Origin of the sequence: Pseudomonas sp. 31 R 17, assembly GCF_900004915.1 — a bacterium.
Lineage (GTDB): Bacteria > Pseudomonadota > Gammaproteobacteria > Pseudomonadales > Pseudomonadaceae > Aquipseudomonas > Aquipseudomonas orientalis_A.
In genome coordinates, this window is record NZ_CVTN01000065.1 from 749,051 (window position 1) to 773,939 (window position 24,889).

The window sequence follows — 24,889 nt, forward strand, 5'->3', positions numbered from 1 at the left end:
TAATCCCGCGCTTTCGTGGAGAACAGACTTTTATGCCAACGTCCTTTCTGGAAATTGTTGAACTGCCTGACGGCCGAATCGAGCTGCGCCGGGCTGAGGACGAAGGTTCTCTGGTTACCCTGGACTTCTCCGAAGACGCAAAAGCGTTCCTGCAAGGCCAGCATGTGGAAGTGGCTAAAGCGATGTTGAGCGTTGGGGTGCAAATGGCCGGTCGCCTGGCTGAAGGCGAGCCGGAAAAGGACGATGGTCCAAGGGTTCTTCACTGAGCCAGTTGTAACCCGCTCATCCCTTATCCCAGTCGAATATTCAAACTCTGCGCATCACCTGTGTGTGCGGCACTGATCAACTGCTGCTTGGCCGTTGCGTTCAACGGGTTCAACCAGCTCACCACGGTATGGCTACGGCCCAGGCGCAAGGCTTCACACGTCAATTGTTGAGCACTTTGCGCGCCCCGTGGCTGCAGCAACAGAATCCTTTCGCGGTTGAGGCCGGCATCCCGTAGCCAGGCCTGAGTCAGACTGGCGGGCGGGGCGATCAAGGTCAACCAGCGCGCGTCCTGCTCTTCACTGAGTTCGCGAAGGATTGGCGCCAGCAGGCTCAAGCAGCTCCCGGCAGCACCACGCAACGACAATTCACTGAATACCTCGGGTTCGCAGCTCCAGGGCGCTTCGACCGTTTCCTTGAGGATGGGCGCAAGGGGTTGAGCCATGAAGGCCTCGAACAGCGACAGTTGTGTGTGTTGTGGGGTGTGCACGAGCTGCATGATGTCTCCTTTAGCGGCGAATGACGCCGACACTCAAGCCTTCGATCACCAGGTCCTGGTCTTTGAGGTTCACTTCAATGGGCGCGAACTCCGGGTTCTCGGCCATAAGCCAGACCTTGCTGCCTTCACGCTTGAAGCGTTTGACGGTGACCTCATCGCCGATCCGGGCCACGACGATCTGGCCATTGCGGGCTTCACGGGTGGTGTGAACGGCCAGCAGGTCGCCGTCGAAAATGCCCACGTCCTTCATGCTCATGCCATGCACACGTAGCAGGTAGTCGGCGCGAGGATGGAAGAAGGTCGGGTTGATGTTGCAGGATTCCTCGACGTGTTGTTGCGCCAGGATCGGCGCACCGGCGGCCACTCGACCAATGATCGGCAGTGTCGATTCGTCGGCCTTGGCTTCGAAGCCAGGGATGCGAATACCGCGTGAAGCCCCCGGGGTCATCTCGATCGCGCCTTTGCGAGCGAGGGCCTTGAGGTGTTCTTCAGCGGCGTTGGGAGACTTGAAACCCAGTTCCAGCGCAATTTCGGCGCGTGTCGGTGGGTAACCGTTGTCATCAAGGCAGCGCTTGATAAAAGCCAGAATCTCAGCTTGGCGTGGCGTCAGTTTTAGCATGTTGATCGCTCTGTCTTTTTATACAGTGACTGGGATTATATACAGTGAATCGCGCTTGGCAATCATCCTTTTTTGCGGCTCCGCTGGACGGTCATTCATCAGCTGCGCCGGGAGGCGAAGACAGCGCTGCCTACAGGCGGTGGAGGATGTGATTAAATAGCGACGAAACAGGTGACTGCCCGGCCGGAAAATGGGCGCGCAGGCTTGACAAGACATACCCTGAAACGTATGTTTCAAACAAGTGTTTGTCAGGCGGAGTAGCCATGGCCCAGTCGGAAACCGTTGAACGCATTCTCGATGCTGCCGAGCAGTTGTTCGCGGAAAAAGGATTTGCTGAAACTTCATTGCGGCTGATCACCAGCAAGGCTGGGGTCAACCTGGCCGCCGTGAATTATCATTTCGGCTCAAAAAAGGCCCTGATCCAGGCGGTGTTCTCGCGTTTTCTGGGGCCGTTCTGCGCCAGTCTCGACCGTGAACTCGAACGTCGCCAGGCCAAAGCCGACAACAAGCCCAGCCTGGAAGAGCTGCTGGAAATCCTGGTTGAGCAAGCGCTGGTGGTTCAACCACGCAGCGGCAATGACCTGTCGATCTTCATGCGTCTGCTGGGCCTGGCGTTCAGCCAGAGCCAGGGCCACTTGCGACGTTACCTGGAAGACATGTACGGCAAGGTGTTCCGTCGCTATATGTTGCTGGTCAACGAAGCGGCCCCGCGTATCCCGCCCATCGAACTGTTCTGGCGCGTGCACTTCATGCTCGGCGCCGCCGCCTTCAGCATGTCCGGGATCAAGGCATTGCGCGCGATTGCCGAGACCGATTTCGGCGTCAATACCTCCATCGAGCAGGTGATGCGCCTGATGGTGCCGTTCCTCGCCGCAGGCATGCGCGCCGAAACCGGCGTGACCGATCAGGCCATGGCCGTGGCCCAATTGCGCCCGCGCAGCAAATCCACGCCGGCCCTCGCCAAGGTTTGACCGTTGCGGGTGTGCGTGGCCGCTTGCATCCGCTAAGCTAGCCGCCATGCCGATTTCAGCTATTTACGCGCAACCCGTTGTGCTTACTGTACCTGGTAGGAGTGACGGGTTGTGCGCGTTATTTAAGGAAGGTTTATGACTGCTGCCCTGCAAGGTTCTTTGATGGTCGACGTTGCCGGTACCTGGCTGACGGCCGAGGATCGCCATCTGTTGCGCCAACCTGAAGTGGGCGGCTTGATCATTTTTGCGCGCAATATCGAGCACCCGCGCCAGGTCCGCGAGTTGAGTGCGGCGATCCGTGCGGTGCGCCCGGACCTGCTGCTGGCGGTCGACCAGGAAGGCGGACGCGTGCAGCGCCTGCGCCAGGGCTTCGTGCGCCTGCCGGCCATGCGCGCGCTGGCGGATAACCCCAATGCCGAGCACCTGGCCGAACAGTGTGGCTGGGTCATGGCCACCGAAGTGCTGGCCGTGGGCCTCGACCTGAGTTTCGCCCCCGTGCTGGACCTCGATTACCAGCGCAGCGCCGTGGTCGGCACCCGCTCGTTCGAAGGCGATCCCGAGCGCGCCGCCGTGCTCGCCGGTGCCTTTATCCGTGGCATGAACAGCGCCGGCATGGCGGCCACCGGCAAGCACTTTCCCGGCCACGGCTGGGCCGAGGCCGATTCCCACGTCGCGATTCCCAATGACGAGCGCAGCCTTGAACAGATTCGCGCCAATGACCTGGTGCCGTTCGCGCGCCTGAGCAAGCAATTGGCCGCCGTGATGCCGGCGCATGTGATCTACCCGCAGGTGGACAGCCAGCCGGCCGGTTTCTCACGCCGCTGGTTGCAGGACATCCTGCGCGGCGAGTTGCAGTTCGACGGGGTGATCTTCAGTGATGACCTGTCCATGGCGGGCGCCCATGTGGTGGGCGATGCGGCGAGTCGAATCGAGGCGGCACTGACGGCGGGTTGTGACATGGGGCTGGTGTGCAATGACCGTGCGGCTGCCGAGCTGGCGCTGAGCGCGGCGCAGCGGATGAAGGTCACACCGTCGGCGCGGATTGCGCGTATGCGTGGGCAGGCGGTTGCATCGACTGATTACAAACAGGATCCACGTTGGCTGACGGCCATCACAGCGTTGCGAGACGCGCAACTGATTGAATAAACGTCGCCTGTGCTGTTTAAGATGCTTGGTGTAGGAAGTGTCTGGATGTGGCTGTAGCTGTCTCTTACCGCAGTGTAGGAGTTGCCCTGCTTTAAAACCCGTTGCTGACGGCTGTAGAGTTCTGCTCCATGAATGACCTGATTGCACGTATTGTTGAGTTGGATTGGCAGGAGCTCTTTGACTCTCGTTCGCTGGAGCGCGGGTTTGAGTATGCTCGCGAGAAGCGTCTTGAGATCAAAGAGTTCGGACACAACAGACTGATTGCACATTGCAGCGGGTCTGGCCGCAATGTCTATAGCCTGGCGATTACCCTGGAGGGCGCCACATCCCGTTGGGCGGGCATCAGATGCGTGTGTTCTTGCCCTGTGGCGATCAATTGCAAGCACGCCGCTGCGACCCTGTTTACGTTGACCGCGCTGTATGACGAGCTGAACGAACCGAAAAAGCAGGTGGCTGACCGTCTGAGCCCGCAGCTCGAAAGCTGGCTTGAGACTATCCCCAAGCCCGGCCAGGAGGGTGAGACTCAGCCCAGGAATACCGGTACCTGCTTGCTGTACCAAATCACTCCCGATGTGTATTCCAATGGCTGGTCATTGGAGGTGTACCGGGCGCGCGTGACGAAAAAAGGTGACTACAGCGATATCAAACCGCTGTATTCGATGGACGAAACATTGCGGCGTGCCCCTGGCTATATGCATGAGCTGGATACGCGGATTGGTCGACTGCTGATGTTGGGCCGGTCTTATGGGAGCTATGGCAGCAGCTTTCAGTTGGCCGGCGAGATGGGGGCCGAAATTCTCCAATTGGCGCTGAAAACCCAACGCTTGTTTCTTGAGCTGAGCCCGGGACTGGCGCTTAACCCTGGCCCGGTCTGCACCGCTCGTTTCGATTGGGCCGTGATGCCCGATGGCAATTATTTGCCCCGCTGGATCAGCGACGGGCGCGAGTTGGACGAAGTGCTGCCCCTCAAGCCGCTTCATTATCTTGACCTCGATAACATGACGATCGGGGTGGTCGAGCACGGGCTGGATGAAAATCTGGCCATGCATCTTTGCGCCTTGCCGGTGATTCCTGCTGAGCAAGTCGCCTTATTCAGTCATCGCATCAGCGCGGCGTCCAAGGCGATTCCTCCGCCGCGCGAGCTGACCGAGCGCGTCGTGGATACGTTGGAGCCCCAAGGGTGCCTTACATTGGGAAGCGACGAATCCTACGTGTACAGCCAGGCCGACTATCGGCGGATGCCCAGCCTGGAACACCGCGCTGCCTTGGCTTTCCGTTACGACACAAGCCTGGTCAGCGGCAAGGGCACTGAGGACATCCTGTTTCTCAGCGGCACCGAAACCCAACGCATCCAACGCAAGCCCGCGGCTGAAAAAGCCCTGCGCAAGACGCTCACGAAAATCGGCTTTAAAACGGTCAATCGCAAAAGCGGTGCACTGCCTGTCGGTGCAGGAGAGATGTTCGATCTTCCCAACGATGAAGCCTGGCTGGCTTTTGTTGAAAGCCAGCTGCCGGTTCTGCGTGAAGCAGGGTGGGACGTCGTCATTCAACCGGGGTTTTATTACAATGTGGAGGCTGTTGACGGCTGGTACGCGGACATTGAAGAGTCACCCGGTCACGAGTGGTTCGACCTTGAGCTGGGCATTGAGGTCAATGGCGAGCGGCACAGCCTGTTGCCCATCATGCTCGACTTGATGCGGCGTCAACCCAAGCTGCTTGACGCCACCTACATGGCCGAACGTGATGATGACGAGCGCGTATTGGTCAGTCTGGGTGCCCGCACTGATACCAGAGTCGCGCTGCCCTACGGTCGTATCAAGCCTCTGATGGCGACCCTCGGCGAACTCTACCTGCGTGCACCTGAAGGCGATGCACTGCGGCTTAGTGCGCCGGATGCGGCACGGCTCAGTGATCTGGATGCAATACCCCTGGTCTGGCAGGGTGGCGAGCGACTGCGTGATTTCGCCAAGCGTCTCAAAAGCTCCACCCATGCTCATGTATCTGCACCTCAGGGCCTGAACGCCGAACTTCGAGGCTATCAGCTCGAGGGGCTCAACTGGATGCAAACCCTGCGCGAGCTGGAAGTCGGCGGGATTCTTGGGGATGACATGGGCCTGGGAAAAACCCTGCAAGCCCTTGCACACCTGCTCTGTGAAAAACAGGCCGGCCGCTTGCAGACCCCCGCTTTGGCAGTGATGCCCACCAGCCTGATCCCGAACTGGATGGACGAAGCCGCACGGTTCACGCCACAGCTCAAAGTCCTGGCGCTGCACGGTGCGCAGCGTCAGGCTGACTTCGCGCGCTTGACCGATTACGACCTGGTACTCACCACCTATGCACTGTTGCCGCGTGACCTTGAAGTCTTGCTGGCTCAGCGCTGGAGCGTGCTCATCCTCGACGAAGCGCAAAATATCAAGAACCCCAACAGCAAGGCGGCCCAGGCTGCTCGTCAGTTGGAGGCCGGCCAGCGCTTGTGCTTGAGCGGTACACCGTTGGAAAACCACTTGGGCGAGTTGTGGTCATTGTTTCACTTCCTGTTGCCGGGCTGGTTGGGGGATAGCAAGACCTTCAATCGCGATTACCGCACGCCCATCGAGAAGCACGGCAACGCTCAGCGTATGCAGCACCTCACTGCGCGTATCAAACCGTTTCTATTACGGCGAAAAAAGGAGCAGGTTGCCACGGAATTACCGCCCAAGTCCGAAATCGTGCATTGGGTCGAGCTGAGCGACGCACAGCGGGATGTCTACGAAACCGTGCGTGTGGCCATGGATAAAAAGGTGCGCGATGAGATCAGTCGCCACGGGGTAGCCCGCAGTCAGATCATCATTCTTGAAGCCCTGCTCAAACTGCGCCAGGTGTGCTGTGACCTGCGGTTGGTCAAATCGGCACCGATGACCAAGGCTGCCAAGGCCGGCACTGGCAAGCTGGGTAGCTTGATGGAAATGCTGGAAGAGTTACTCAGCGAGGGACGGCGGATTTTGTTGTTTTCGCAGTTCACCTCGATGCTGGCATTGATTGAACAAGAGCTCAAACAACGCGGGGTCGAGTACTCGCTCCTGACCGGTGACACCCTTGATCGGCGTACGCCCGTGAAAAACTTTCAGGACGGCAAGACACCGTTATTCCTGATCAGCCTGAAGGCGGGCGGGACGGGCTTGAACTTGACCGCTGCGGATACCGTGATCCATTACGATCCGTGGTGGAATCCGGCGGTGGAAAACCAGGCCACCGACCGTGCGTATCGCATCGGGCAGGACAAACCGGTGTTCGTTTACAAGATGATTGCGCGGGGCACGGTGGAGGAAAAAATTCAGGCGTTGCAGTTGGAGAAGGCTGCATTGGCCGATGGGGTGCTGGAAGGTGGCGCCAGTGCGGGTTGGAAGCTGGAGCAGCGGGATATTGAGGCGCTGTTTGCGCCTTTGCCTGGCTGATGACCGCGTCGCGCCCATCGGGGGCAAGCCCCCTCCCACACATTGAATTGTGAATACATACAAATGTGGGAGGGGGCTTGCCCCCGATGGCGATCCAACAGTCAGCGTTTTTCCTGCTTATTGGGCAACGGCGCAAACAGCGCCTCGATATCCTCATTACCCAACTGCCAGTCCCCGGTGGTCCGCCCATCCAGCACGCCTGCCGCCAGGTCGGACTTCTCCTTCTGCAAGTGCTGGATTTTCTCCTCCACCGTGCCCCGGGCAATCATTTTGTAGACGAACACCGGCTTCTCTTGCCCGATGCGATACGCACGGTCGGTGGCTTGGTTTTCGGTGGCGGGGTTCCACCACGGGTCGTAGTGGATCACGGTGTCGGCTTCGGTCAGGTTCAGGCCGACGCCGCCCGCTTTGAGGCTGATCAGGAAAATCTGCAGCTTGCCGCTTTGGAAGTTCTTCACCGGTGTGCGCCGATCACGGGTCTGGCCGGTCAGCAAGGCGTAGGCGATGTCGCGTTTCTTCAGTTCGACCTCAATCAAGCTCAGCATCGAGGTGAACTGCGAGAACAGCAGAATCCGCCGCCCCTCGGCAAACAATTCCTCAAGCATCTGCATCAGGCTGTCGAGCTTGCCCGAGCTGCTGCCACGGGCGGGCAGGGTGGCGTCGTTGACCAGGCGCAAATCGCAGCACACCTGGCGCAATTTGAGCAGTGCCTCAAGGATGATGATCTGGCTGCGCGCCACGCCCTTGCGGGTAATCTCGTCGCGGACCTTTTTATCCATGGCCAGGCGCATGGTTTCGTACACGTCGCGCTGTGCTTCATTAAGATCGACCCAGTGGATGATCTCGGTCTTGGGCGGCAGTTCCGTGGCCACCTGCTCCTTGGTGCGGCGCAGCAGGAACGGCTTGATCCGACCGTTGAGGTGCTGCAGTCGCACTTCACTGGCGCGTTTTTCAATCGGCACGCGGTAATCGCGGTTGAAGCTTTTCACGTCGCCCAGCCAGCCCGGCAGCAGGAAGTGGAACAGCGACCACAGTTCGCCCAGGTGGTTTTCCAGCGGCGTACCGCTCAGGCACAGGCGTTGCCGCGCATTGAGCTCACGGGCCGCTTGAGCCGCCTTGCTGGTGGGATTCTTGATGTATTGGGCTTCATCGAGAATAAGCACGTGCAAGGGCAGGGCGGCGAGTTGCCCAATGTCCTTGGGCAGGAGGGCGTAGGTGGTGAGCAGCAGGTCGTAGTCCTGCAGGTTGGCGAAATGCTTCTTGCGCCCGGCACCGTACAGCGCCTGTACCCTCAGTTGCGGGGTGAAATGCGCGGCTTCATCGAGCCAGTTGGGGATCAGGCTGGTGGGCATGACGACCATGCACGGCCTGTCCAGGCGCCCGGCGGCTTTCTCCGTAAGAATATGCGCAAGGGTCTGCAAGGTTTTACCCAGGCCCATGTCATCCGCAAGAATTCCACCCACCTCCAATTGGCGCAGCGACTGCATCCAGCTCAGGCCCTCCAACTGGTAAGGGCGCAAGGTTGCGTTCAACCCTTCCGGCGCCACGCAGGTGAAATCCTTGATGTCGCGCAGACGCTGGGCAAAGTTGCGGATCTTCTCGCCGCCTTCCCATTGCAGCGGCAGGTCTTCCAGCGGGTTCAGGCGGATCGCGTCGGCCTTGGCCAGGCGCAACGTGGTGGTGCCGGCTTCCTGCAGGTAGAACTCGCCGAGGGTCGCCAGCACCGGTTTCAAGCGCCCATAAGGCAGCGCCACCTGCAGCGGACCGTGGCCGTTGGGCAGGCCGGGAATATTCACCAGGATGAGTTCATCATCGCGACGTCGGGCGAGTTTTTCCGGATTGAGGATCTCGGTGTGGGAGCGCATCAAGTTGAGCAGGATCGGCAGCAGGCTCAGCCGTTCGCCGTTGACGATAATTCCCAGCTCCAGGTCGAACCAGTCACGCTCGGGGGCTTCATCGACGCTGGCGTACCAGTCGTCCACGGGGCTCAGGTCGAAACCGAAGTCTTCATCGATCTGCAGCTCCCAGCCCTCGGCCCGCAGCGCGGGGGATGCGTTGAGGGTGAAATTCAACCAGGCGCTGTCATTGACCATCTCGAACAGTTCGCCGGCACTCTCCGGCAGGGCCTTGCTCTGGCGCGTGGCGATCTTGAAGCCGAGCAGGCGCAGTTGCTCGCGATACGGTTGTTCCAGCTCCGGATGGCGCTTGATGCGCAGGCTCTGGGTTTCCTGGCGCACGATGATGTCGGCGTTCTTTTGCCCGCTGACGTAATTGCCCTGGTAGTTGAACGACAGCGCCGCGCGATGCTGGATGTAACGCTGCATCTTGCCATTGCGTGGTTCGAAGGCGCTGAACTCCACACTGGCCAGCCACAGGCGCGGCACGGGGCGCACGTCTTCCATGACCACCTGCGGCAGCACCACGCGGTTGTCGAGGACCGCCTGGAGTTTGCCCAGCAGCTCGGCATCCTGGGCCGCCGCCGGGTAGGCCAGGGTTTCCTGGACCTTGAGCAGCACCGCCGCGATGTGTTTGCAATTGGTGTGCACCGGGCAGGTACAGCGGCTGTCCACCAGGATCAGCATACCCTTGGCCGATTCGCGCAACGAGATGGTCTGCCGGTACACGTTGCCGCCCGAACCTTCGCAACTGGCCGTGATGGTGCTGTCGCCGGACTCGACGATGCGCACCCGATTCTCCAGCGCATAACGGCGCCCGCGCTCCAGGCTTTGCTCTTTGAAGCGATTGGCCCATGACGGGGCCAGGGGTTTGGTCAGCGATGACGTCAGGGGCATGGCGCTGGATCAGTCCTGCAGGTCGGGCGGTGGTGCGCTGGGGGGCTTGGCGGTCAGCGAGGTGATCTTGATCAGCAGCGCCAGGTGGCCGCCATCCAGGTAATTGAGCTGGTTGTTCTTGGTGCGCACCTCTTTCTGGCTCAAGTGTTCGCTGGCGATCACGCTGCCGTTGGCGTCGAACCGGTTGATCCAGAAGTCGGCATCGATGTCGGTGAAACGTCCCAGTTGCAGGTTCAGTACGCCTTGAATCGGGAATTGGCCGAATTGCTCCTGGCCGTCGGTGATTGCGATCCGCACCGGCTGCTCGCCCAGGTTCTGTTCCCAGGCTTTGTGCGCGAGCACGGTGTAGTTGGAATCGGCGCGCAGCTTGTCGACGATGTTACCCAGGCGCGGCGGGCTCATGCGCTCGCCCAGGCGCGGTGCACCGCCATCCCAGTTTTCCGGGGCGGCGCGGCTGTTGATCAGCGGCTCCGCATTCTGACGCACCAGGATCATTTCCACCTGGTAGGGGCTGTCGGCAAAGGCTGGAGGCGCGAGTACCACCAACAACAGGCTCAGAATGCGGAACACGCGCATGGAGGCGTCCTTCAAGCAGATTTCGGAATGAGGCGCTCAAACAGCGCCTCCAGGGTGTTGAAGCGTTCTTCGGCACGTTCCATCGGCACCATGAACTTGAACAGCGTAGCCCCTTCGAACTTGTAGCGGTTGGGCTGGCCCTGGATCAGCTTGATCAGCACCAACGGGTCCACCGGCGTCTGGGCTTCGAATTCGATACGCCCGCCTTGCGGCCCGGCGTCGACCTTCTTGATGCCCAACTGCTCGGCCTGCAACTTGAGCAGGGTCAGGCGCACCAGGTTCTTGATCGGTTCCGGCAGCAGGCCGAAGCGGTCGATCATCTCCACCTGCAGGTCCTTGAGGCCTTCTTCGTCGGTGGCCGAGGCGATGCGCTTGTACAGGATCAGCCGCGCATGCACATCCGGCAGGTAGTCTTCGGGAATCAGTGCCGGCAGGCGCAGGTTGATTTCCGGGCCACCGCCCAGCGGTTGATCGAGGTTCGGTTGCTCGCCCTTGCGAATGGCTTTCACCGCGCGTTCGAGCATCTCCATGTACAGCGTGAAACCCACCGCCTGGATCTGCCCGCTCTGGCCGTCGCCGAGCAGTTCGCCGGCGCCACGGATTTCCAGGTCGTTGGTGGCCAGTACAAAGCCGGCGCCCAGGTCCTGGGTGTTGGCGATGGCTTCCAGGCGTTTTTCCGCATCGCTGGTAATTTGCTGGCGCGGCGGCGTCAGCAGGTAGGCATAGGCCTGGTGGTGGCTGCGCCCGACGCGGCCGCGCAGTTGGTGCAACTGGGCCAGGCCGAACTTGTCGGCGCGCTCGATGATGATGGTGTTTGCGCTCGGCACGTCGATACCGGTCTCGATAATGGTCGAGGCGATCAGCACGTTGAAGCGCTTGTGGTAGAAGTCGCTCATCACCTGTTCGAGTTCGCGCTCGCGCATCTGCCCGTGGCCGATGGCGATGCGAGCTTCCGGCACCAGCTCGGCGAGGTCGGCGGCGCACTTCTCGATGGTCTTCACGTCGTTGTGCAGGTAATACACCTGGCCACCGCGCAGCAATTCGCGCAGCAGCGCTTCCTTGACCGTGCTTTTGTTCTGCTCCATCACGAAGGTGCGCACCGACAGGCGGCGCGCCGGCGGCGTGGCGATGATCGACAGGTCGCGCATGCCCGACACGGCCATATTCAGCGTACGTGGAATCGGCGTCGCCGTGAGCGTAAGAATGTCGACTTCGCTGCGCAGGGCCTTGAGTTGCTCCTTCTGGCGCACACCAAAGCGGTGTTCTTCGTCGATGATCACCAGGCCCAGGTTTTTGATCTTCACATCGTCCGACAGCAGCTTGTGCGTGCCGATCACGATATCGATCTTGCCTTCGGCCAGGTCGGCAATCGCGGCACTGACTTCCTTGGCCGATTTGAAGCGGCTCATCACTTCCACCGTCACCGGCCAGTCGGCAAAGCGGTCGCGGAAGCTGTTGTAGTGCTGCTGGGCGAGCAGGGTGGTCGGCACCAGGATCGCCACCTGCCTGCCGCCATGCACCGCAATAAAGGCGGCGCGCATGGCCACTTCGGTCTTGCCGAAGCCCACGTCGCCGCACACCAGGCGGTCCATCGGCTTGGGCGCGAGCATGTCGGCGCGCACGGCTTCGATGGTGGTTTGCTGGTCCGGGGTTTCTTCGAAGGCGAAGCCGGCGCTGAAGGTGGCGTAGTCGGCTTTCGGGTCGGCGAACGCATACCCTTCGCGCGCGGCGCGGCGGGCGTAGATGTCGAGCAGTTCGGCGGCCACGTCGCGCACCTGTTCGGCGGCCTTGCGCTTGGCTTTCTGCCAGGTCTCGGAGCCCAGGCGATGCAAGGGCGCCAGCGCGTCGTCGCTGCCGGTGTAGCGCGCGATCAAGTGCAGGCTGGCCACCGGCACGTAGAGCTTGGCGCCTTCGGCGTATTCCATGGTGAGGAATTCGGCGGCCTGGTTGTCGATTTCCAGGGTCTGCAAACCGAGGTAGCGGCCGACGCCGTGGTCGATGTGCACCACCGGCGCGCCTTCGCGCAGCTCGGTGAGGTTCTTGATCACCGCATCGTTATTGGCGTCGGCGCGTTTTTCGCGACGGCGACGCTGCATCACACGCTGGCCGAACAGCGGGCTTTCGGCGATCAATGCCAGGGCCGGGTCATCCAGCAGCAGCCCTTCGTCCAGCGGCGCGATGGTGATTGCCAGGCGCTCTTTGCTTTTTACAAAATCCGGCCAGCTGTCGACGGTTTTCGGGCGCAGCTTCAGGCGCTCCAGCAACTCCAGCAGCACTTCGCGACGCCCGGCGGATTCGGCGGTAAACAGCACGCGGCCGGGGAAGTCACCGAGGAAGTTGGACAGCGCTTCCAGCGGCTGTGTGGCTTTGGCCTGGATCGCCAAATCCGGCAGCGCCGCTGCGGGGAAGCGCTCGCGGCCGCTGCCGGCGTCCACATCCTGCTGGCTGGCGACCACGCGCGGCCAGTTTTTCAGGCGCGCGAAGCAGTCTTCCACCGGCAGGAACAGCTCGGCGGGGGGCAATAAAGGTCGGGATGGGTCGACGCGGCGCTCTTCATAGCGGTTGCGCACGTCGTTCCAGAAATTTTCCGCCGCCTGCTCGATGCCCGGCAGCGAGAACACCTGGGTGTCCTGGGGCAGGTAATCGAAGAGCGTGGAAGTTTCGTCGAAGAACAGCGGCAGGTAGTACTCGATACCGGCCGGCGTAATCCCGCTGCTCAAGTCCTGGAAGATCGGGCAACGACGGAAGTCCACATCGAAGCGTTCGCGAAAGCGCGCCTTGAAGCGCGTGACCGCATCTTTTTGCAGGGGAAATTCCCGCGCCGGCAGCAGCTTGATCGACTCGACTTTATCGATGGAGCGCTGGTTTTCCGGGTCGAAGGTGCGCAGCGTTTCGATCTCGTCATCGAACAGGTCGATGCGATACGGCAACTTGCTGCCCATCGGGAACAGGTCGATCAATGCACCGCGTACGGTGAATTCGCCGTGTTCGTACACCGTGTCGACATAGCGGTAGCCGGTGGCCTCCAGGCGCGTGCGCATCTGCTCCACGTCGAGTTTCTGGCCGACATCCAGCACCAGGCTGCTGCTCAGCAGGAATTTGGTCGGCGCCAGGCGGTGCAGGGCGGTGGTGATCGGCACCACCAGCACGCCGTGGGCCAGTTCCGGCAGGCGGTACAGGCTGGCGATGCGCTGGGAAATGATGTCCTGGTGCGGCGAGAACAGGTCGTAGGGCAGGGTTTCCCAGTCGGGAAAGTGCAGCACCGGCAAATCGGGGGCGAAGAAGCTCAGCTCCTGCTCCAACCGTTCGGCGCTTTGGCTGTCGGCGGTCAGCAGCAGGGTAAAGCGCTTGGCTGCGCTGGCAGCCTCGGCAATGGCCAGGCTCAGGGCGGCACCGGGCAGGTTGCCCCAATGCTGTTTACCTGCCGCGGCAGGGAGTAGCGGTAGACGCAGAACGGGCACGGAAGGTTGAGCTCCAAGCGTTGCGACAAAGTCGGTAATTGTAACGGCCAGAGGTGCCGCCTGTCAGTTGCTGACTGTGCCTATTACGGTTTGTTGGAAATGTAGTGGCTAAGACAAACAATCGCGGGTTTTGACTCAATATGTAGTGCCAAAATGCGCGAATGTTTAGGAGGGTTACGGACAAGTCGGCCTGCTTGTCAAACGAGTGGTCTTCTGGAACCCGCGTATTTCCTGGGCTGTAGCGCGGTGGTATTTTTTTGCAAGGGGTTTTTGTTGCCTGTAGCGCATTGCTCAACGGTCAGTCGGGCGACATAATGTAGCCCCTTTTTTCAGCCCCTACATGTGGAAGGTTCCCGTGACTCAGAAGCCCGACCAGTGTCTTGGTGAATGGATCGACCGTGAAGCACTCGCTGAAGCGATGATTCCGCTTATCGGTCAGCTGTACCGCAATAACAATGTGGTGAGCTCGATCTATGGCCGCAGCCTGATCAATCAGTCCGTCATCGCGATTCTCAAGGCGCACCGCTTTGCGCGCCACCGTTCTGCCGACGACAGCGAACTCTCCGTCCACGAAACATTCCCGTTGCTCAAGGCCATGAGCGAGCTCAAGCTCGGCGCGGCTTCGGTCGACCTGGGCAAGCTGGCCTACAAATTCCGCAAGGAAGGCGCCGGTCGCAGTGCCGAGCAGTTCGTGCGTGAAGAAATGGCCGAGGTAATCGGCCAGCAAAGCGCCGCTGCCCGCAAAGGCACCGACGTGGTGCTCTACGGCTTCGGTCGTATCGGCCGCCTGCTGGCGCGCATCCTCATCGAAAAAACCGGCGGCGGCGACGGCCTGCGCCTGCGGGCCATCGTGGTGCGCAAAGGCGCCGAGAACGACCTGACCAAGCGCGCCAGTCTGTTGCGCCGCGACTCGGTACACGGTCCGTTCAACGGCACCATCGTTATCGACGAAGCAAACAACACCATCACCGCCAACGGTAACCTGATCCAGGTGATCTACGCGAAGAACCCGTCCGAGGTGGATTACACCCAGTACGGCATCCAGGACGCGCTGCTGGTGGACAACACCGGCGTATGGCGTGATGCCGAGGGCCTGGGCCAGCACCTGGCCTGCCCGGGTGTCGACCGCGTTGTCCTGACCGCGCCTGGCAAGGGCAAGCTCAAGAACATCGTGCACGGCATCAACCATGCCGAAATCACCGCTGACGACAAGATCGTGTCCGCCGCTTCCTGCACCACCAACGCCATCGTGCCGGTGCTCAAGGCTGTGAATGACAAGTTCGGCATCGTCAACGGCCACGTCGAGACGGTTCACTCGTACACCAACGACCAAAACCTGATCGATAACTTCCACAAGGGCGACCGCCGTGGCCGCAGCGCCGCGCTGAACATGGTGATCACCGAGACCGGTGCCGCCACCGCCGCCGCCAAGGCTCTGCCTGAGCTGGCCGGCAAGCTGACCGGTAACGCGATCCGTGTGCCGACGCCGAACGTGTCGATGGCCATTCTCAACCTGAACCTTGAGAAAGCCGCCACCCGTGAAGAGATGAACGAGTACCTGCGCTACATGGCGCTGCACTCCGACCTGCACAAGCAGATCGACTTCGTCAATTCCCAGGAAGTGGTGTCCACCGACTTCGTCGGCTCGCGCCACGCCGGTGTGGTGGACGCCGAGGCGACCATCAGCCAGGACAACCGCGTTGTGCTGTACGTGTGGTACGACAATGAGTTCGGCTACAGCTGCCAGGTGGTTCGCGTGATGGAAGACATGGCTGGGGTCAACCCGCCGGCGTTTCCGCGTTAAGCCTGAGTGTTGAATGAAAAGGCCCCGACTGGTTCGGGGCTTTTTTGTGCCTGGGGGTTTTGTGGTGTCTGGGAGGGCCTCATCGGGGGCAAGCCCCCTCCCACATTGGTATGTGTTCGCAAATCAAACTGTGGGAGGGGGCTTGCCCCCGATGGCGGTGCTACAGCCGACACATCAATCCAGCAACTTGTCGCGCAATTCATCAGACAACCCTTCAGGTGCCAGCCAGATACCCAGGTAAGCCCTCGCCAGCGCATCATCGCTACTGCTGAACACCACCTGGTCATTGATCTCGAGGTTCAAACCCCGGCCCGGGCGAAAATCCAGGGCATAGCGGTCACCGCTACGAATATCCCGAAAGCGCGCGTGCAGCCTGGCTATCTCCGGATTCAAGCCGGCATTGGCTTGCTGGCGTTCCAGGGTGGCGCTGGCCGCCTTGATCACATCCGAGCGATCGATGTTGCGAAAGTAATACAACACCAGGCGTAACGCTTTCTGCTGGTCCCAGGCTTGCCTTGCGCTCAGATCAGCCGGCGCGTACAGCGCCGCCGCATACACATCCGCCCAGAGATAGTTGAGCACCGCCTGGTTTTTCAGCGCCAATCCCTCGACCTGCGCGGGGAAGCCGGCCTGCTTGAGTCGGTCCGTATCACTGGCCTGGGCCGTGATCGAGATCATCAGCATCAAACCGATAAAGAGTTGTCGCATAATGGCTGATCCTTGAATCGACGCTGCTTTGCGCCCTGTTAGTATGGCAACACTGGCCTATGACGCGACCAAGGGTTAATGTGCGCGGCGTTGAGCCTTATATAGACTGTGCCCCGGTTCACACACTTGAGCCAAATTGTCCTTCATGCCCGCTGGCCGCGGCATGATTTAGCCAGGCGTCCAACCGTACGCCTGGCCTGTTCTGAGGAGTACGCATGGCTGTCTACAACTACGACGTGGTGGTACTGGGTTCCGGCCCGGCTGGAGAAGGCGCGGCGATGAACGCTGCAAAGGCAGGGCGCAAGGTGGCGATGGTCGACAGCCGTCGCCAGGTCGGCGGCAACTGCACCCACCTGGGTACCATCCCGTCCAAGGCGTTGCGTCACTCCGTGCGCCAGATCATGCAATTCAACACCAACCCGATGTTCCGGGCGATTGGCGAGCCGCGCTGGTTCTCGTTCCCGGACGTGTTGAAAAGCGCCGAGAAAGTCATCTCCAAGCAAGTCGCGTCGCGCACCGGCTTCTATGCCCGCAACCGCGTCGACCTGTTCTTCGGCACCGGCAGCTTCGCCGACGAGCAGACCGTCGAAGTGGTCTGTGCCAACGGCGTGGTCGAAAAACTGGTGGCCAAGCACATTATCATCGCCACCGGCTCGCGCCCGTATCGCCCGGCGGACATCGATTTCCACCACCCGCGTATCTACGATAGCGACACCATCCTGAGCCTGGGCCACACCCCGCGCAAGCTGATCATCTACGGCGCCGGCGTGATCGGCTGCGAATACGCCTCGATCTTCAGCGGCCTGGGTGTACTGGTGGAACTGGTGGATAACCGTGACCAGTTGCTGAGCTTCCTCGACTCGGAAATTTCCCAGGCGTTGAGCTACCACTTCAGCAACAACAACATCACCGTGCGCCACAACGAAGAGTACGAGCGCGTCGAAGGCCTGGACAACGGGGTGATCCTGCACCTCAAGTCCGGCAAGAAGATCAAGGCCGACGCCTTGCTGTGGTGCAACGGCCGTACCGGCAACACCGACAAGCTGGGTATGGAAAACATCGGGGTCAAGGTCAACAGCCGTGGCCAGATCGAGGTGGACGAGAACTACCGCACCTGCGTGACCAACATCTACGGCGCCGGTGACGTGATCGGCTGGCCAAGCCTGGCCAGCGCCGCCCATGACCAGGGCCGTTCGGCGGCCGGCAGCATTGTCGACAACGGCAGCTGGCGCTACGTGAACGACGTGCCGACCGGCATCTACACCATTCCCGAGATCAGCTCGATCGGCAAGAACGAGCACGAACTGACCAAGGCCAAGGTGCCTTACGAAGTGGGCAAGGCGTTCTTCAAGAGCATGGCGCGTGCGCAGATTGCCGGTGAGCCCCAGGGCATGCTGAAGATCCTGTTCCACCGCGAAACCCTGGAAGTGCTCGGCGTGCACTGCTTCGGCTATCAGGCATCGGAGATCGTGCACATCGGCCAGGCGATCATGAACCAGCCGGGTGATCTGAATACGCTCAAGTATTTCGTCAACACCACGTTCAACTACCCGACCATGGCCGAAGCCTATCGGGTAGCGGCCTACGACGGCCTCAACCGGCTTTTTTAAGCGGCTCCGGCCGGTGGCCTGAGCCGGCCGGGGAGACCGATTTCAGTAATTCCCGAGGGTGGCAGTGGCCAAACCGGGAAAGTCTGTAATCAGGCTATCTACGCCGAAGTCGGCGAGCCTGCGCATCAGCGCGGGTTCGTTGACCGTCCACACGGATACATGCAAACCCTGGCGCTGGGCTTTTTCCAGCCGCTCGGGGGTGCACAACGTCCAGTTCAACGCCAGGTACTCACAGCTATAGTTCTGCGCGACCTTCAGTGGGTCGAGCCAGGCATATTCGGCCACCAGCCCGCGTGACAGGTCGGGGGTCAGTTCAATCGCCGCTTTGAGCACTTCCCGCGAACTTGAGGTGATGGTGACTTTGTCCATCAGGCCAAAGCGCACGGCCATCTCGCGGATTGCCAGCACGGTGGTGGCGGCGCGGGTGCGCGAAGCGCTTTTGACTTCCAACTGCCAGTGATCGAAGTCGCACTTTTCGAACAACTCTTCCAGGCGCGGGATCGGGCAAGGGCTGACCCAGCCCGGGCCGCCTTTGCGCGCGTCCATCTTCATCAGGTCGGCCGCCGAGTACTCGACGACTTTGCCGCGTCGGTCGGCCGTGCGCTTGAGGGTAGGGTCGTGGATGACCATCAGCTCGCCGTCCATGGACAGGTGCAGGTCCAGTTCGCAGCGGCGTACGCCGTGCTTGAGGCATTCCTGAAAGCTGGTCAGGGTATTTTCCGGTGCTTCGCCTTTGGCACCGCGATGGCCGTAAATCAGGGTCACAGTTGCTCCTTTGCGCCAGGATGACTGGCGTCGTGAATACGCATTCAGAGATCGTCGCTTTGTTCTCGCGCCAGGCGGCGTTCCTGGGCCTGTTTCTGCAGGATGTAGCGTGCCAGCAGTTGGCGTTGGGCGTCGGTCATGGATTCGAATTCCGTGCCCACGTCAAAGCCGTCGCCCTTGGGATTGCAATGGGTCACCCGCGCGCGCAGCAGCAGGCCGAGCGCCTGGGGCATCAGCACCAGCTTGACCGCCAGGTGCGTGTCGGGCGCCAGTGGGGCAGGGTGCTGAAAGTCGATGCCGCCTTCGGACAGGATCACCGGCTGCGGCGCGCCCACCTCATTGAGCAGCCCGCGGGCCATGACCTGGCTGAGCAGGTCCAGGCGCTTGTTCTGCACTTTGAGGAATGCCGCCAGGCTGCGGTCTTTTTCGTTGATCTGGCGCAGCAGGTGCTGGGCTTCGAACTCGCTGAGGTGCAATTCGCTGAGCAGATTGAACAGCGGCGAATCATCCAGCAACACTTCCTTGCTCGCGGCGTCGGGCGCCGACAGGCTTTTGATTTGGAGTGCGATCATGTCGTCGATACGGTAGTATTCGCGGCGCTCTTCTTCATCTAATGTCGACATGGCGAACCCCAGGTAACGGTAATGGTCTGAGTGTAAAGCTGCTGACCAGACCCCGCCACCGGGACGTCTTCTTTTCCTCCGAACAAGCCCCGACATGTTCAGACCTCTCTTCGTATTTATCGGCACGCGTTATACCCGTGCAAAGCGTCGCAATCATTTTGTGTCGTTCATTTCCCTGACCTCGATGATCGGTCTCGCCCTGGGCGTGGTCGTGATGATCGTGGTGCTGTCGGTGATGAACGGCTTCGATCATGAGATGCGCACCCGCGTGCTGGGCATGGTGCCCCACGCGACCATCGAGGGCGATGCGCCCATCAGCGACTGGCAAATCCTGGCCGCCAAGGTCAAGCAGAACCCCAAGGTGCTGGCCGTTGCGCCGTTTACCCAGATGCAGGGGTTGCTGACCAATGACGGCAAGGTGCAGAAAATCCTGCTTAACGCCGTCGACCCGGCCCAGGAGCGCAACGTCTCGATCATCGACAAGTTCATGCTGCAGGGCCGGCTCGATGACCTCGCGCCCGGCAGCTTCGGCATCATCATCGGCGACAAGGCTGCGGCCAAGCTCGGCGTAAGCGTTGGCGACAAGCTGACCTTCGTCGCGCCGGAGGTCACCGTGACCCCGGCCGGCATGTTCCCGCGCATGAAGCGGTTTACCGTGGTCGGCACCTTTCATGTGGGCGCCGGCGAGATCGACGGCTACCTCGGCTTGACCAACCTCACGGACCTGGCCCGCCTGCACCGCTGGCAGCCGGACCAGGTGCAGGGCCTGCGCCTGAAGTTCAACGACCTGTTCGACGCGCCGCGCGGTGCCTGGGAAATCGCCCAGCATCTGGGCGAATCCCAGTACTACGCCCGCGACTGGACCCGCACCCACGGCAACCTCTACCAGGCCATCCGCATGGAAAAAGCCATGATCGGCCTGCTGCTGTTGCTGATCGTCGCCGTGGCCGCCTTCAACATTATCTCCACGCTGGTGATGGTGGTGAACGACAAGAAGGGCGACATTGCCATCCTGCGCACCCTGGGCGCCACGCCGGGGCAGATCATGGCGATCTTCATGGTGCAGGGCACCGTGATCGGCGTGGTCGGCACCCTGATCGGTACCGCCGTCGGCATTCTCGCCGCGTTGAATGTCAGCGCCGCCATCGCCCTGCTTGAAAAAGTGCTCGGTCACAAATTCCTCAACGCCGACGTCTACTTCATCGACTACTTGCCGTCCCAGGTTCAGGCCCAGGACGTGTTGATGGTGGGCGGGGCCGCGTTGGTCCTGAGTTTCCTTGCCACCCTGTATCCAGCCTGGCGCGCGGCACGTACCCAGCCAGCACAGGCATTACGTTATGAGTGAATCGGGCATGAGTGAAAAAGCAATCCTGAGCTGCCGCAACCTGGGCAAATCCTACGAGGAAGGCCCGGAATCGGTGGTGGTGCTGGCCAACCTGCAACTTGAACTGCACCCGGGCGAGCGCGTGGCGATCGTCGGCAGTTCCGGTTCCGGCAAAAGCACTTTGCTGAACCTGTTGGGCGGCCTCGACACGCCGTCCCAGGGCAGCGTGTGGCTGGCCGGTGAAGAACTCTCGGCCCTCGGTGAAAAGGCCCGTGGCCAGTTGCGCAACCGCTCGTTGGGTTTTGTGTACCAGTTCCACCACCTGCTGCCGGAATTCACCGCCCTGGAAAACGTGTGCATGCCGCTGCTGATCGGCAAGACCGCGATCCCCGAGGCGCGCCGGCGTGCCACCGCCTTGCTGGAGCGCGTCGGCCTCGGCCATCGCCTGGAGCACAAGCCGGCCGAGCTGTCCGGTGGTGAGCGCCAGCGTGTGGCCATCGCCCGTGCGCTGGTGAACAACCCAGGCCTGGTGATGCTCGACGAGCCCACCGGCAACCTCGACTCCCACACCGCCCAGGGCATCAAGGACTTGATGCTGGAGCTGAGCACCCAGATGCGCACCGCGTTCCTGGTGGTGACCCATGACATGAGCATGGCCCGTCAGATGGACCGCGTACTGCATTTGCAGGAAGGTCATCTGGTCGCTATCTGAGTGGCTGCAAGCCCGGTTTTTCGAGGCCGGGCTTTTTTATTTTTTCAGGCGGTGCACGCGAATGTTCAGACCGTTATCGATTTTCATCGGCACGCGCTATACCCGCGCCAAACGCCGCAACCGTTTTGTCTCGTTTATCTCGATGACCTCGATGATCGGCCTCGCCCTGGGCGTATTGGCGATGATCGTGGTGCTCTCGGTGATGAATGGCTTCCAGCGCGAAATGAGCTCGCGCATCCTTGGCATGGTGCCTCACGCCACCATCGTCGGCGTAAAGCCGATTGATGACTGGCAGCCGGTGGCCGCTGCCGCGATGAAGAACCCGCAAGTGACGGCGGCGGTACCCTTCACTCAGATGGACGGCATGTTCTCCTACAAGGGCGCGATGCAGCCGATTGAGATCAGCGGCGTCGACCCGGCCCAGGAAGGCAAGGTGTCGATCGTGGCCAAGCACATCGTGCGCGGCAAACTGGAGGACCTGAAACCCGGCGAGTTCGGTGTGGTGATCGGCGACATCACCGCGCGCCGCTTCCGCCTCAACGTGGGCGACAAACTGACCTTGATCGTGCCGGAAATCAGCACCGCGCCGGGCGGTATTACCCCGCGCATGCAGCGTTTGAACGTGGTGGGTATCTTCAAGGTGGGCGCCGAGCTGGACGGTTCCATGGCCTTGATCAACATGGCCGATGCGGCCGAAATACAGCATTGGCAACCCAACCAGGTACAGAGCGTGCGCCTGGCGCTGACCGACCTGTACGCGGCGCCGAAGGTTTCGGCGGACATCGCCGCCAGCCTCGGCGCGGCGTATAAGGCCGACGACTGGACCCACACCCAGGGCAGCCTGTTCAGTGCGATGAAGATGGAAAAGACCATGATCGGCCTGTTGCTGCTGATGATTGTCGCGGTGGCCGCCTTCAACATCATCGCCACCTTGATCATGGTGGTGAACGACAAGGGCGCCGACATCGCGATCCTGCGCACCATCGGCGCCACGCCTCGGCAGATCATGGCGATCTTCATGGTGCAGGGCACGGTGATCGGCGTGGTCGGCACCCTGATCGGCGGCGTGCTGGGCGTGATTGCGGCGCTGAACGTGAGCGAACTGGTGGGCTGGCTGGAGCGGGTGAGCGGGCAGCATATCTTCAGTTCGGATGTGTATTTTGTCAGCAACCTGCCTTCCGAACTGCAAGGTGGCGATGTGTTGCTGATTTGCTCGGCGGGGTTTGTGCTGAGCTTCCTGGCGACGATTTACCCGGCGTATCGGGCGGCGAAGATCGAGCCGGCGCATGCGCTCAGGTATTCGTAGCGTTTGAGGGCGCCATCGGGGGCAAGCCCCCTCCCACATTTTGACCTCATTTCTCCTGAGTAAATGGGGACCACTGTGGGAGGGGGCTTGCCCCCGATAGGGCCGGTCCAGCTTGCATCAATCTCCCTTGGGCAACTCAATCACAAACCGCGTCCACCCCGCCTCGGACTCACAATAAATCCTCCCCCCATGCGCCCGCACAATCGACTGGGTAATCGCCAGCCCCAGCCCCGCATGCTCGCTGCTGCCCTCGCGCCGCGCCGGATCGGCCCGGTAGAAGCGATCGAACAGTTTGGGTAACACATCTTTCGAAATACCTTCGCCGGTGTTTTCCACCGTCAGCTTCACGCCGCGCTCATCGTCTGCCAGGCGCACCCGCACTTCGCCGCCCGCCGGGGTAAACCTGAGTGCGTTCTCCAACAGATTGGACAGGGCCCGGCGCAACATGCCGCGATCACCGGCCGCGTGGGCACGGCCTTCGCACACCAGCGAAACCTGCGCGTCTTCGGCCAGCAGCGCAAAAAACTCCAGCAACGCCTCGACTTCATCAGCCAGTGCCAACGGCTCGCGCTTGGGGTTCAGCAAGCCGTGGTCGGCTTTGGCCAGGTACAGCATGTCGTTGACCAATTGCGCCATCCACTGCAATTCCTCCAGGTTGCTGTGCAGCGCCTCGCGGTAATCCTCCAGTGGGCGCGGCTGGGTGAGGATGACCTGGGTCTGGGTCAGCAGGTTCGACAGCGGTGTGCGCAGTTCGTGGGCGATATCGGCGGAGAAGGCCGAGAGGCGCTGGAACGCGTCGTCCAGGCGGCCCAGCATGGCATTGAAGGTCTGCGCCAACTCCGCCAGTTCGGCCGGCATCTGGTGCTGCGGCAAGCGTTGCGTCAGGGAATGGGCGGACACGCCGGCGGCGACTTCGCCCATGCGCCGCAAGGGTCGCAACCCGCGGCGCGCCGCCCAGGCGCCGAGCAGCGCGGTGGCCAGGGCCGAGAGGCCGACGGTCAGCCAGATCAAGCGCTGCATGCGTTGCAGAAAATGTTGGTGGTGGGTGATGTCGAGTATCAGGGTCAACTGCGCTGAGCCAGGTTGGCCGGGGCTCAAGGGCGCGTTGTACACGCGATAGGCGGTGCCGGCCTGCTGCAGGCTGTGCAGGCCGGGTGCCTCGGGCAACGCCACGCCGGGTGCCTGGTCCAGCCAGCGCTGGCCGGCCGCGGTGACGCGCAAGGTGAGGTCGGGTTGATGGTTGAGGTCGGCGCGCAATTGGGGTTCGCGCCGGGCGAAGGCTTGCGGCGAGTCGACACCCTGCAACGTGTTGCGCAGCGTCACCAGCCGGCTGTCCAATTGCTGCTGGTCCAGCTCGATAAAGTGCGCCTCGCTGGCGTGGTTGAACAACACGCCGGCGAGCAGCGAAACCACGGCGGTGCACGCGGCAAACAGCAGTGCCAGGCGGCTGGCGAGGGACAGGCGCTGGATCACGTGAAGCGCTCCTCCAGTACATAGCCCATGCCGCGCACCGTGTGGATCAGTTTGTTGGGAAAGGCATCGTCGACTTTCAGGCGCAGGCGGCGGATCGCCACTTCGATGATGTTGGTGTCACTGTCGAAATTCATGTCCCACACCTGCGAGGCGATCAGCGACTTGGGCAGCACTTCGCCCTGGCGGCGCAGCAGCAGCTCCAGCAGGGAAAACTCCTTGGCGGTGAGGTCGATACGCTGGCCGCTGCGTTCGACGCGGCGGCGGATCAGGTCCAGGCGCAGGTCGGCCAGTTGCAGGTGGGTGTCCTGCGGCGCGCTGCCACCACGCCGTAACAGGCTGCGCACGCGGGCGAGCAGCTCGGAGAAGGCGAAGGGCTTGACCAGGTAATCGTCGGCGCCCAGCTCCAGGCCGTGCACGCGATCCTCCACCGCGTCGCGTGCGGTAAGAAACAACACCGGCATGTCCAGACCGGCGCTGCGCACCGCTTGCAGGATTTGCCAGCCATCACGACCGGGCAGCATCACGTCGAGGATCAGCAAGTCATAGTCGCCGGTCAGCGCCAGGTGCTGGCCGCTGGTGCCGTCGGCCACCAACTCGGTGGTAAACCCGGCTTCGGACAGGCCCTGGCGCAGATAGTGGCCGGTTTTTGGTTGGTCTTCGACGATCAGCAGTTTCATGGGCGGCTCGTGGCAACGGTGGGCGCCGGGCTTTATACCTTGGGCTCAAGGGTAAGGGGGCAACCTGACAAAGTTGTAATCTAGCAGTCAGTTGGCTGGCAGCGTGGCCATCTTAAAGTGCTCCC

19 protein-coding genes are annotated in these 24,889 nt (G+C 61.5%); 9 read left to right on the top strand and 10 right to left on the bottom strand.

What is annotated here, in order from left to right; translation table 11 throughout:
- The first annotated feature begins 32 nt into the window (after window positions 1-32).
- Window positions 33-266, top strand: coding sequence for a hypothetical protein (locus tag BFP89_RS15645; RefSeq protein ID WP_026136850.1), 234 nt, complete (start codon window positions 33-35; stop codon window positions 264-266).
- Between the two features lie 23 nt (window positions 267-289).
- Here BFP89_RS15645 and sulA read toward each other — a convergent pair whose 3' ends face one another.
- Both sulA and lexA read right to left on the bottom strand, forming a co-directional pair.
- Window positions 290-763 carry an SOS-induced cell division inhibitor SulA gene (sulA, locus tag BFP89_RS15650; RefSeq protein WP_065886339.1) on the bottom strand — a complete coding sequence of 158 codons (474 nt, stop codon included), beginning with the start codon at window positions 761-763 and terminating at the stop codon, window positions 290-292.
- A gap of 10 nt (window positions 764-773) precedes the next feature.
- Window positions 774-1,382: a transcriptional repressor LexA gene (gene lexA / locus BFP89_RS15655; RefSeq protein ID WP_017137423.1), complete on the bottom strand. Its 609-nt coding sequence runs from the start codon at window positions 1,380-1,382 to the stop codon at window positions 774-776.
- Between the two features lie 263 nt (window positions 1,383-1,645).
- Here lexA and BFP89_RS15660 point away from each other — a divergent pair, with 263 nt between their 5' ends.
- The 3 genes from BFP89_RS15660 to BFP89_RS15670 all read left to right on the top strand — a co-directional run bounded on the left by BFP89_RS15660 (window position 1,646) and on the right by BFP89_RS15670 (window position 6,933).
- The gene (locus BFP89_RS15660) at window positions 1,646-2,353 is read left to right on the top strand and encodes a TetR/AcrR family transcriptional regulator (RefSeq protein ID WP_065886340.1); all 708 of its coding nucleotides are present in this window, start codon (window positions 1,646-1,648) and stop codon (window positions 2,351-2,353) included.
- Between the two features lie 135 nt (window positions 2,354-2,488).
- A complete protein-coding gene (gene nagZ, locus BFP89_RS15665; protein WP_065886341.1) occupies window positions 2,489-3,499 on the top strand; it encodes a beta-N-acetylhexosaminidase in 1,011 nt (336 codons plus the stop codon).
- 128 nt (window positions 3,500-3,627) lie between these two features.
- Window positions 3,628-6,933 (top strand): DEAD/DEAH box helicase, encoded by a 3,306-nt coding sequence (locus BFP89_RS15670; protein ID WP_065886342.1) that lies wholly within the window; start codon window positions 3,628-3,630, stop codon window positions 6,931-6,933.
- Between the two features lie 101 nt (window positions 6,934-7,034).
- Here the strand turns inward: BFP89_RS15670 and BFP89_RS15675 are convergent, their stop codons facing one another.
- The 3 genes from BFP89_RS15675 to mfd are packed head-to-tail and all read right to left on the bottom strand — an operon-like array spanning window position 7,035 to window position 13,762.
- Window positions 7,035-9,725 carry a DEAD/DEAH box helicase gene (locus BFP89_RS15675; RefSeq protein WP_065886343.1) on the bottom strand — a complete coding sequence of 897 codons (2,691 nt, stop codon included), beginning with the start codon at window positions 9,723-9,725 and terminating at the stop codon, window positions 7,035-7,037.
- Between the two features lie 9 nt (window positions 9,726-9,734).
- The gene (locus BFP89_RS15680) at window positions 9,735-10,301 is read right to left on the bottom strand and encodes a CsiV family protein (protein WP_065886344.1); all 567 of its coding nucleotides are present in this window, start codon (window positions 10,299-10,301) and stop codon (window positions 9,735-9,737) included.
- An 11-nt stretch (window positions 10,302-10,312) separates the two neighbouring features.
- A complete protein-coding gene (mfd, locus tag BFP89_RS15685; protein WP_065886345.1) occupies window positions 10,313-13,762 on the bottom strand; it encodes a transcription-repair coupling factor in 3,450 nt (1,149 codons plus the stop codon).
- 340 nt (window positions 13,763-14,102) lie between these two features.
- Between mfd and BFP89_RS15690 the strand changes: the two genes are divergently transcribed.
- Window positions 14,103-15,566, top strand: a complete 1,464-nt coding sequence (locus BFP89_RS15690; protein ID WP_065886346.1) for a glyceraldehyde-3-phosphate dehydrogenase — start codon at window positions 14,103-14,105, stop codon at window positions 15,564-15,566.
- A gap of 174 nt (window positions 15,567-15,740) precedes the next feature.
- Here BFP89_RS15690 and BFP89_RS15695 read toward each other — a convergent pair whose 3' ends face one another.
- The gene (locus BFP89_RS15695) at window positions 15,741-16,274 is read right to left on the bottom strand and encodes a chalcone isomerase family protein (RefSeq protein ID WP_065886347.1); all 534 of its coding nucleotides are present in this window, start codon (window positions 16,272-16,274) and stop codon (window positions 15,741-15,743) included.
- 215 nt (window positions 16,275-16,489) lie between these two features.
- On the opposite strand from BFP89_RS15695, the gene sthA reads away from it, so the two are divergent.
- Window positions 16,490-17,884 (top strand): Si-specific NAD(P)(+) transhydrogenase, encoded by a 1,395-nt coding sequence (gene sthA / locus BFP89_RS15700; RefSeq protein WP_065886348.1) that lies wholly within the window; start codon window positions 16,490-16,492, stop codon window positions 17,882-17,884.
- 42 nt (window positions 17,885-17,926) lie between these two features.
- Here the strand turns inward: sthA and BFP89_RS15705 are convergent, their stop codons facing one another.
- Both BFP89_RS15705 and BFP89_RS15710 read right to left on the bottom strand, forming a co-directional pair.
- Entirely contained in the window at window positions 17,927-18,649 is a 723-nt protein-coding gene (locus tag BFP89_RS15705; protein WP_065886349.1) for a glycerophosphodiester phosphodiesterase, read from the bottom strand.
- A 44-nt stretch (window positions 18,650-18,693) separates the two neighbouring features.
- Window positions 18,694-19,272, bottom strand: a complete 579-nt coding sequence (locus BFP89_RS15710) for a PilZ domain-containing protein (RefSeq protein WP_065886350.1) — start codon at window positions 19,270-19,272, stop codon at window positions 18,694-18,696.
- Between the two features lie 94 nt (window positions 19,273-19,366).
- Between BFP89_RS15710 and BFP89_RS15715 the strand changes: the two genes are divergently transcribed.
- The 3 genes from BFP89_RS15715 to BFP89_RS15725 all read left to right on the top strand — a co-directional run bounded on the left by BFP89_RS15715 (window position 19,367) and on the right by BFP89_RS15725 (window position 22,614).
- Entirely contained in the window at window positions 19,367-20,617 is a 1,251-nt protein-coding gene (locus BFP89_RS15715; protein ID WP_065886351.1) for a lipoprotein-releasing ABC transporter permease subunit, read from the top strand.
- A 7-nt stretch (window positions 20,618-20,624) separates the two neighbouring features.
- Window positions 20,625-21,308: a lipoprotein-releasing ABC transporter ATP-binding protein LolD gene (gene lolD / locus BFP89_RS15720; protein WP_163001694.1), complete on the top strand. Its 684-nt coding sequence runs from the start codon at window positions 20,625-20,627 to the stop codon at window positions 21,306-21,308.
- A 61-nt stretch (window positions 21,309-21,369) separates the two neighbouring features.
- Complete coding sequence (locus BFP89_RS15725; protein WP_065886353.1) at window positions 21,370-22,614, top strand: lipoprotein-releasing ABC transporter permease subunit; 1,245 nt, start codon at window positions 21,370-21,372, stop codon at window positions 22,612-22,614.
- Window positions 22,615-22,731: 117 nt separating this feature from the next.
- Here BFP89_RS15725 and BFP89_RS15730 read toward each other — a convergent pair whose 3' ends face one another.
- Both BFP89_RS15730 and BFP89_RS15735 read right to left on the bottom strand, forming a co-directional pair.
- Window positions 22,732-24,087, bottom strand: a complete 1,356-nt coding sequence (locus tag BFP89_RS15730) for a heavy metal sensor histidine kinase (protein ID WP_065886354.1) — start codon at window positions 24,085-24,087, stop codon at window positions 22,732-22,734.
- Window positions 24,084-24,764: a heavy metal response regulator transcription factor gene (locus BFP89_RS15735; protein WP_065886355.1), complete on the bottom strand. Its 681-nt coding sequence runs from the start codon at window positions 24,762-24,764 to the stop codon at window positions 24,084-24,086. The genes BFP89_RS15730 and BFP89_RS15735 overlap by 4 nt, the downstream gene beginning before the upstream one ends.
- Between the last annotated feature and the right edge of the window lie 125 nt (window positions 24,765-24,889).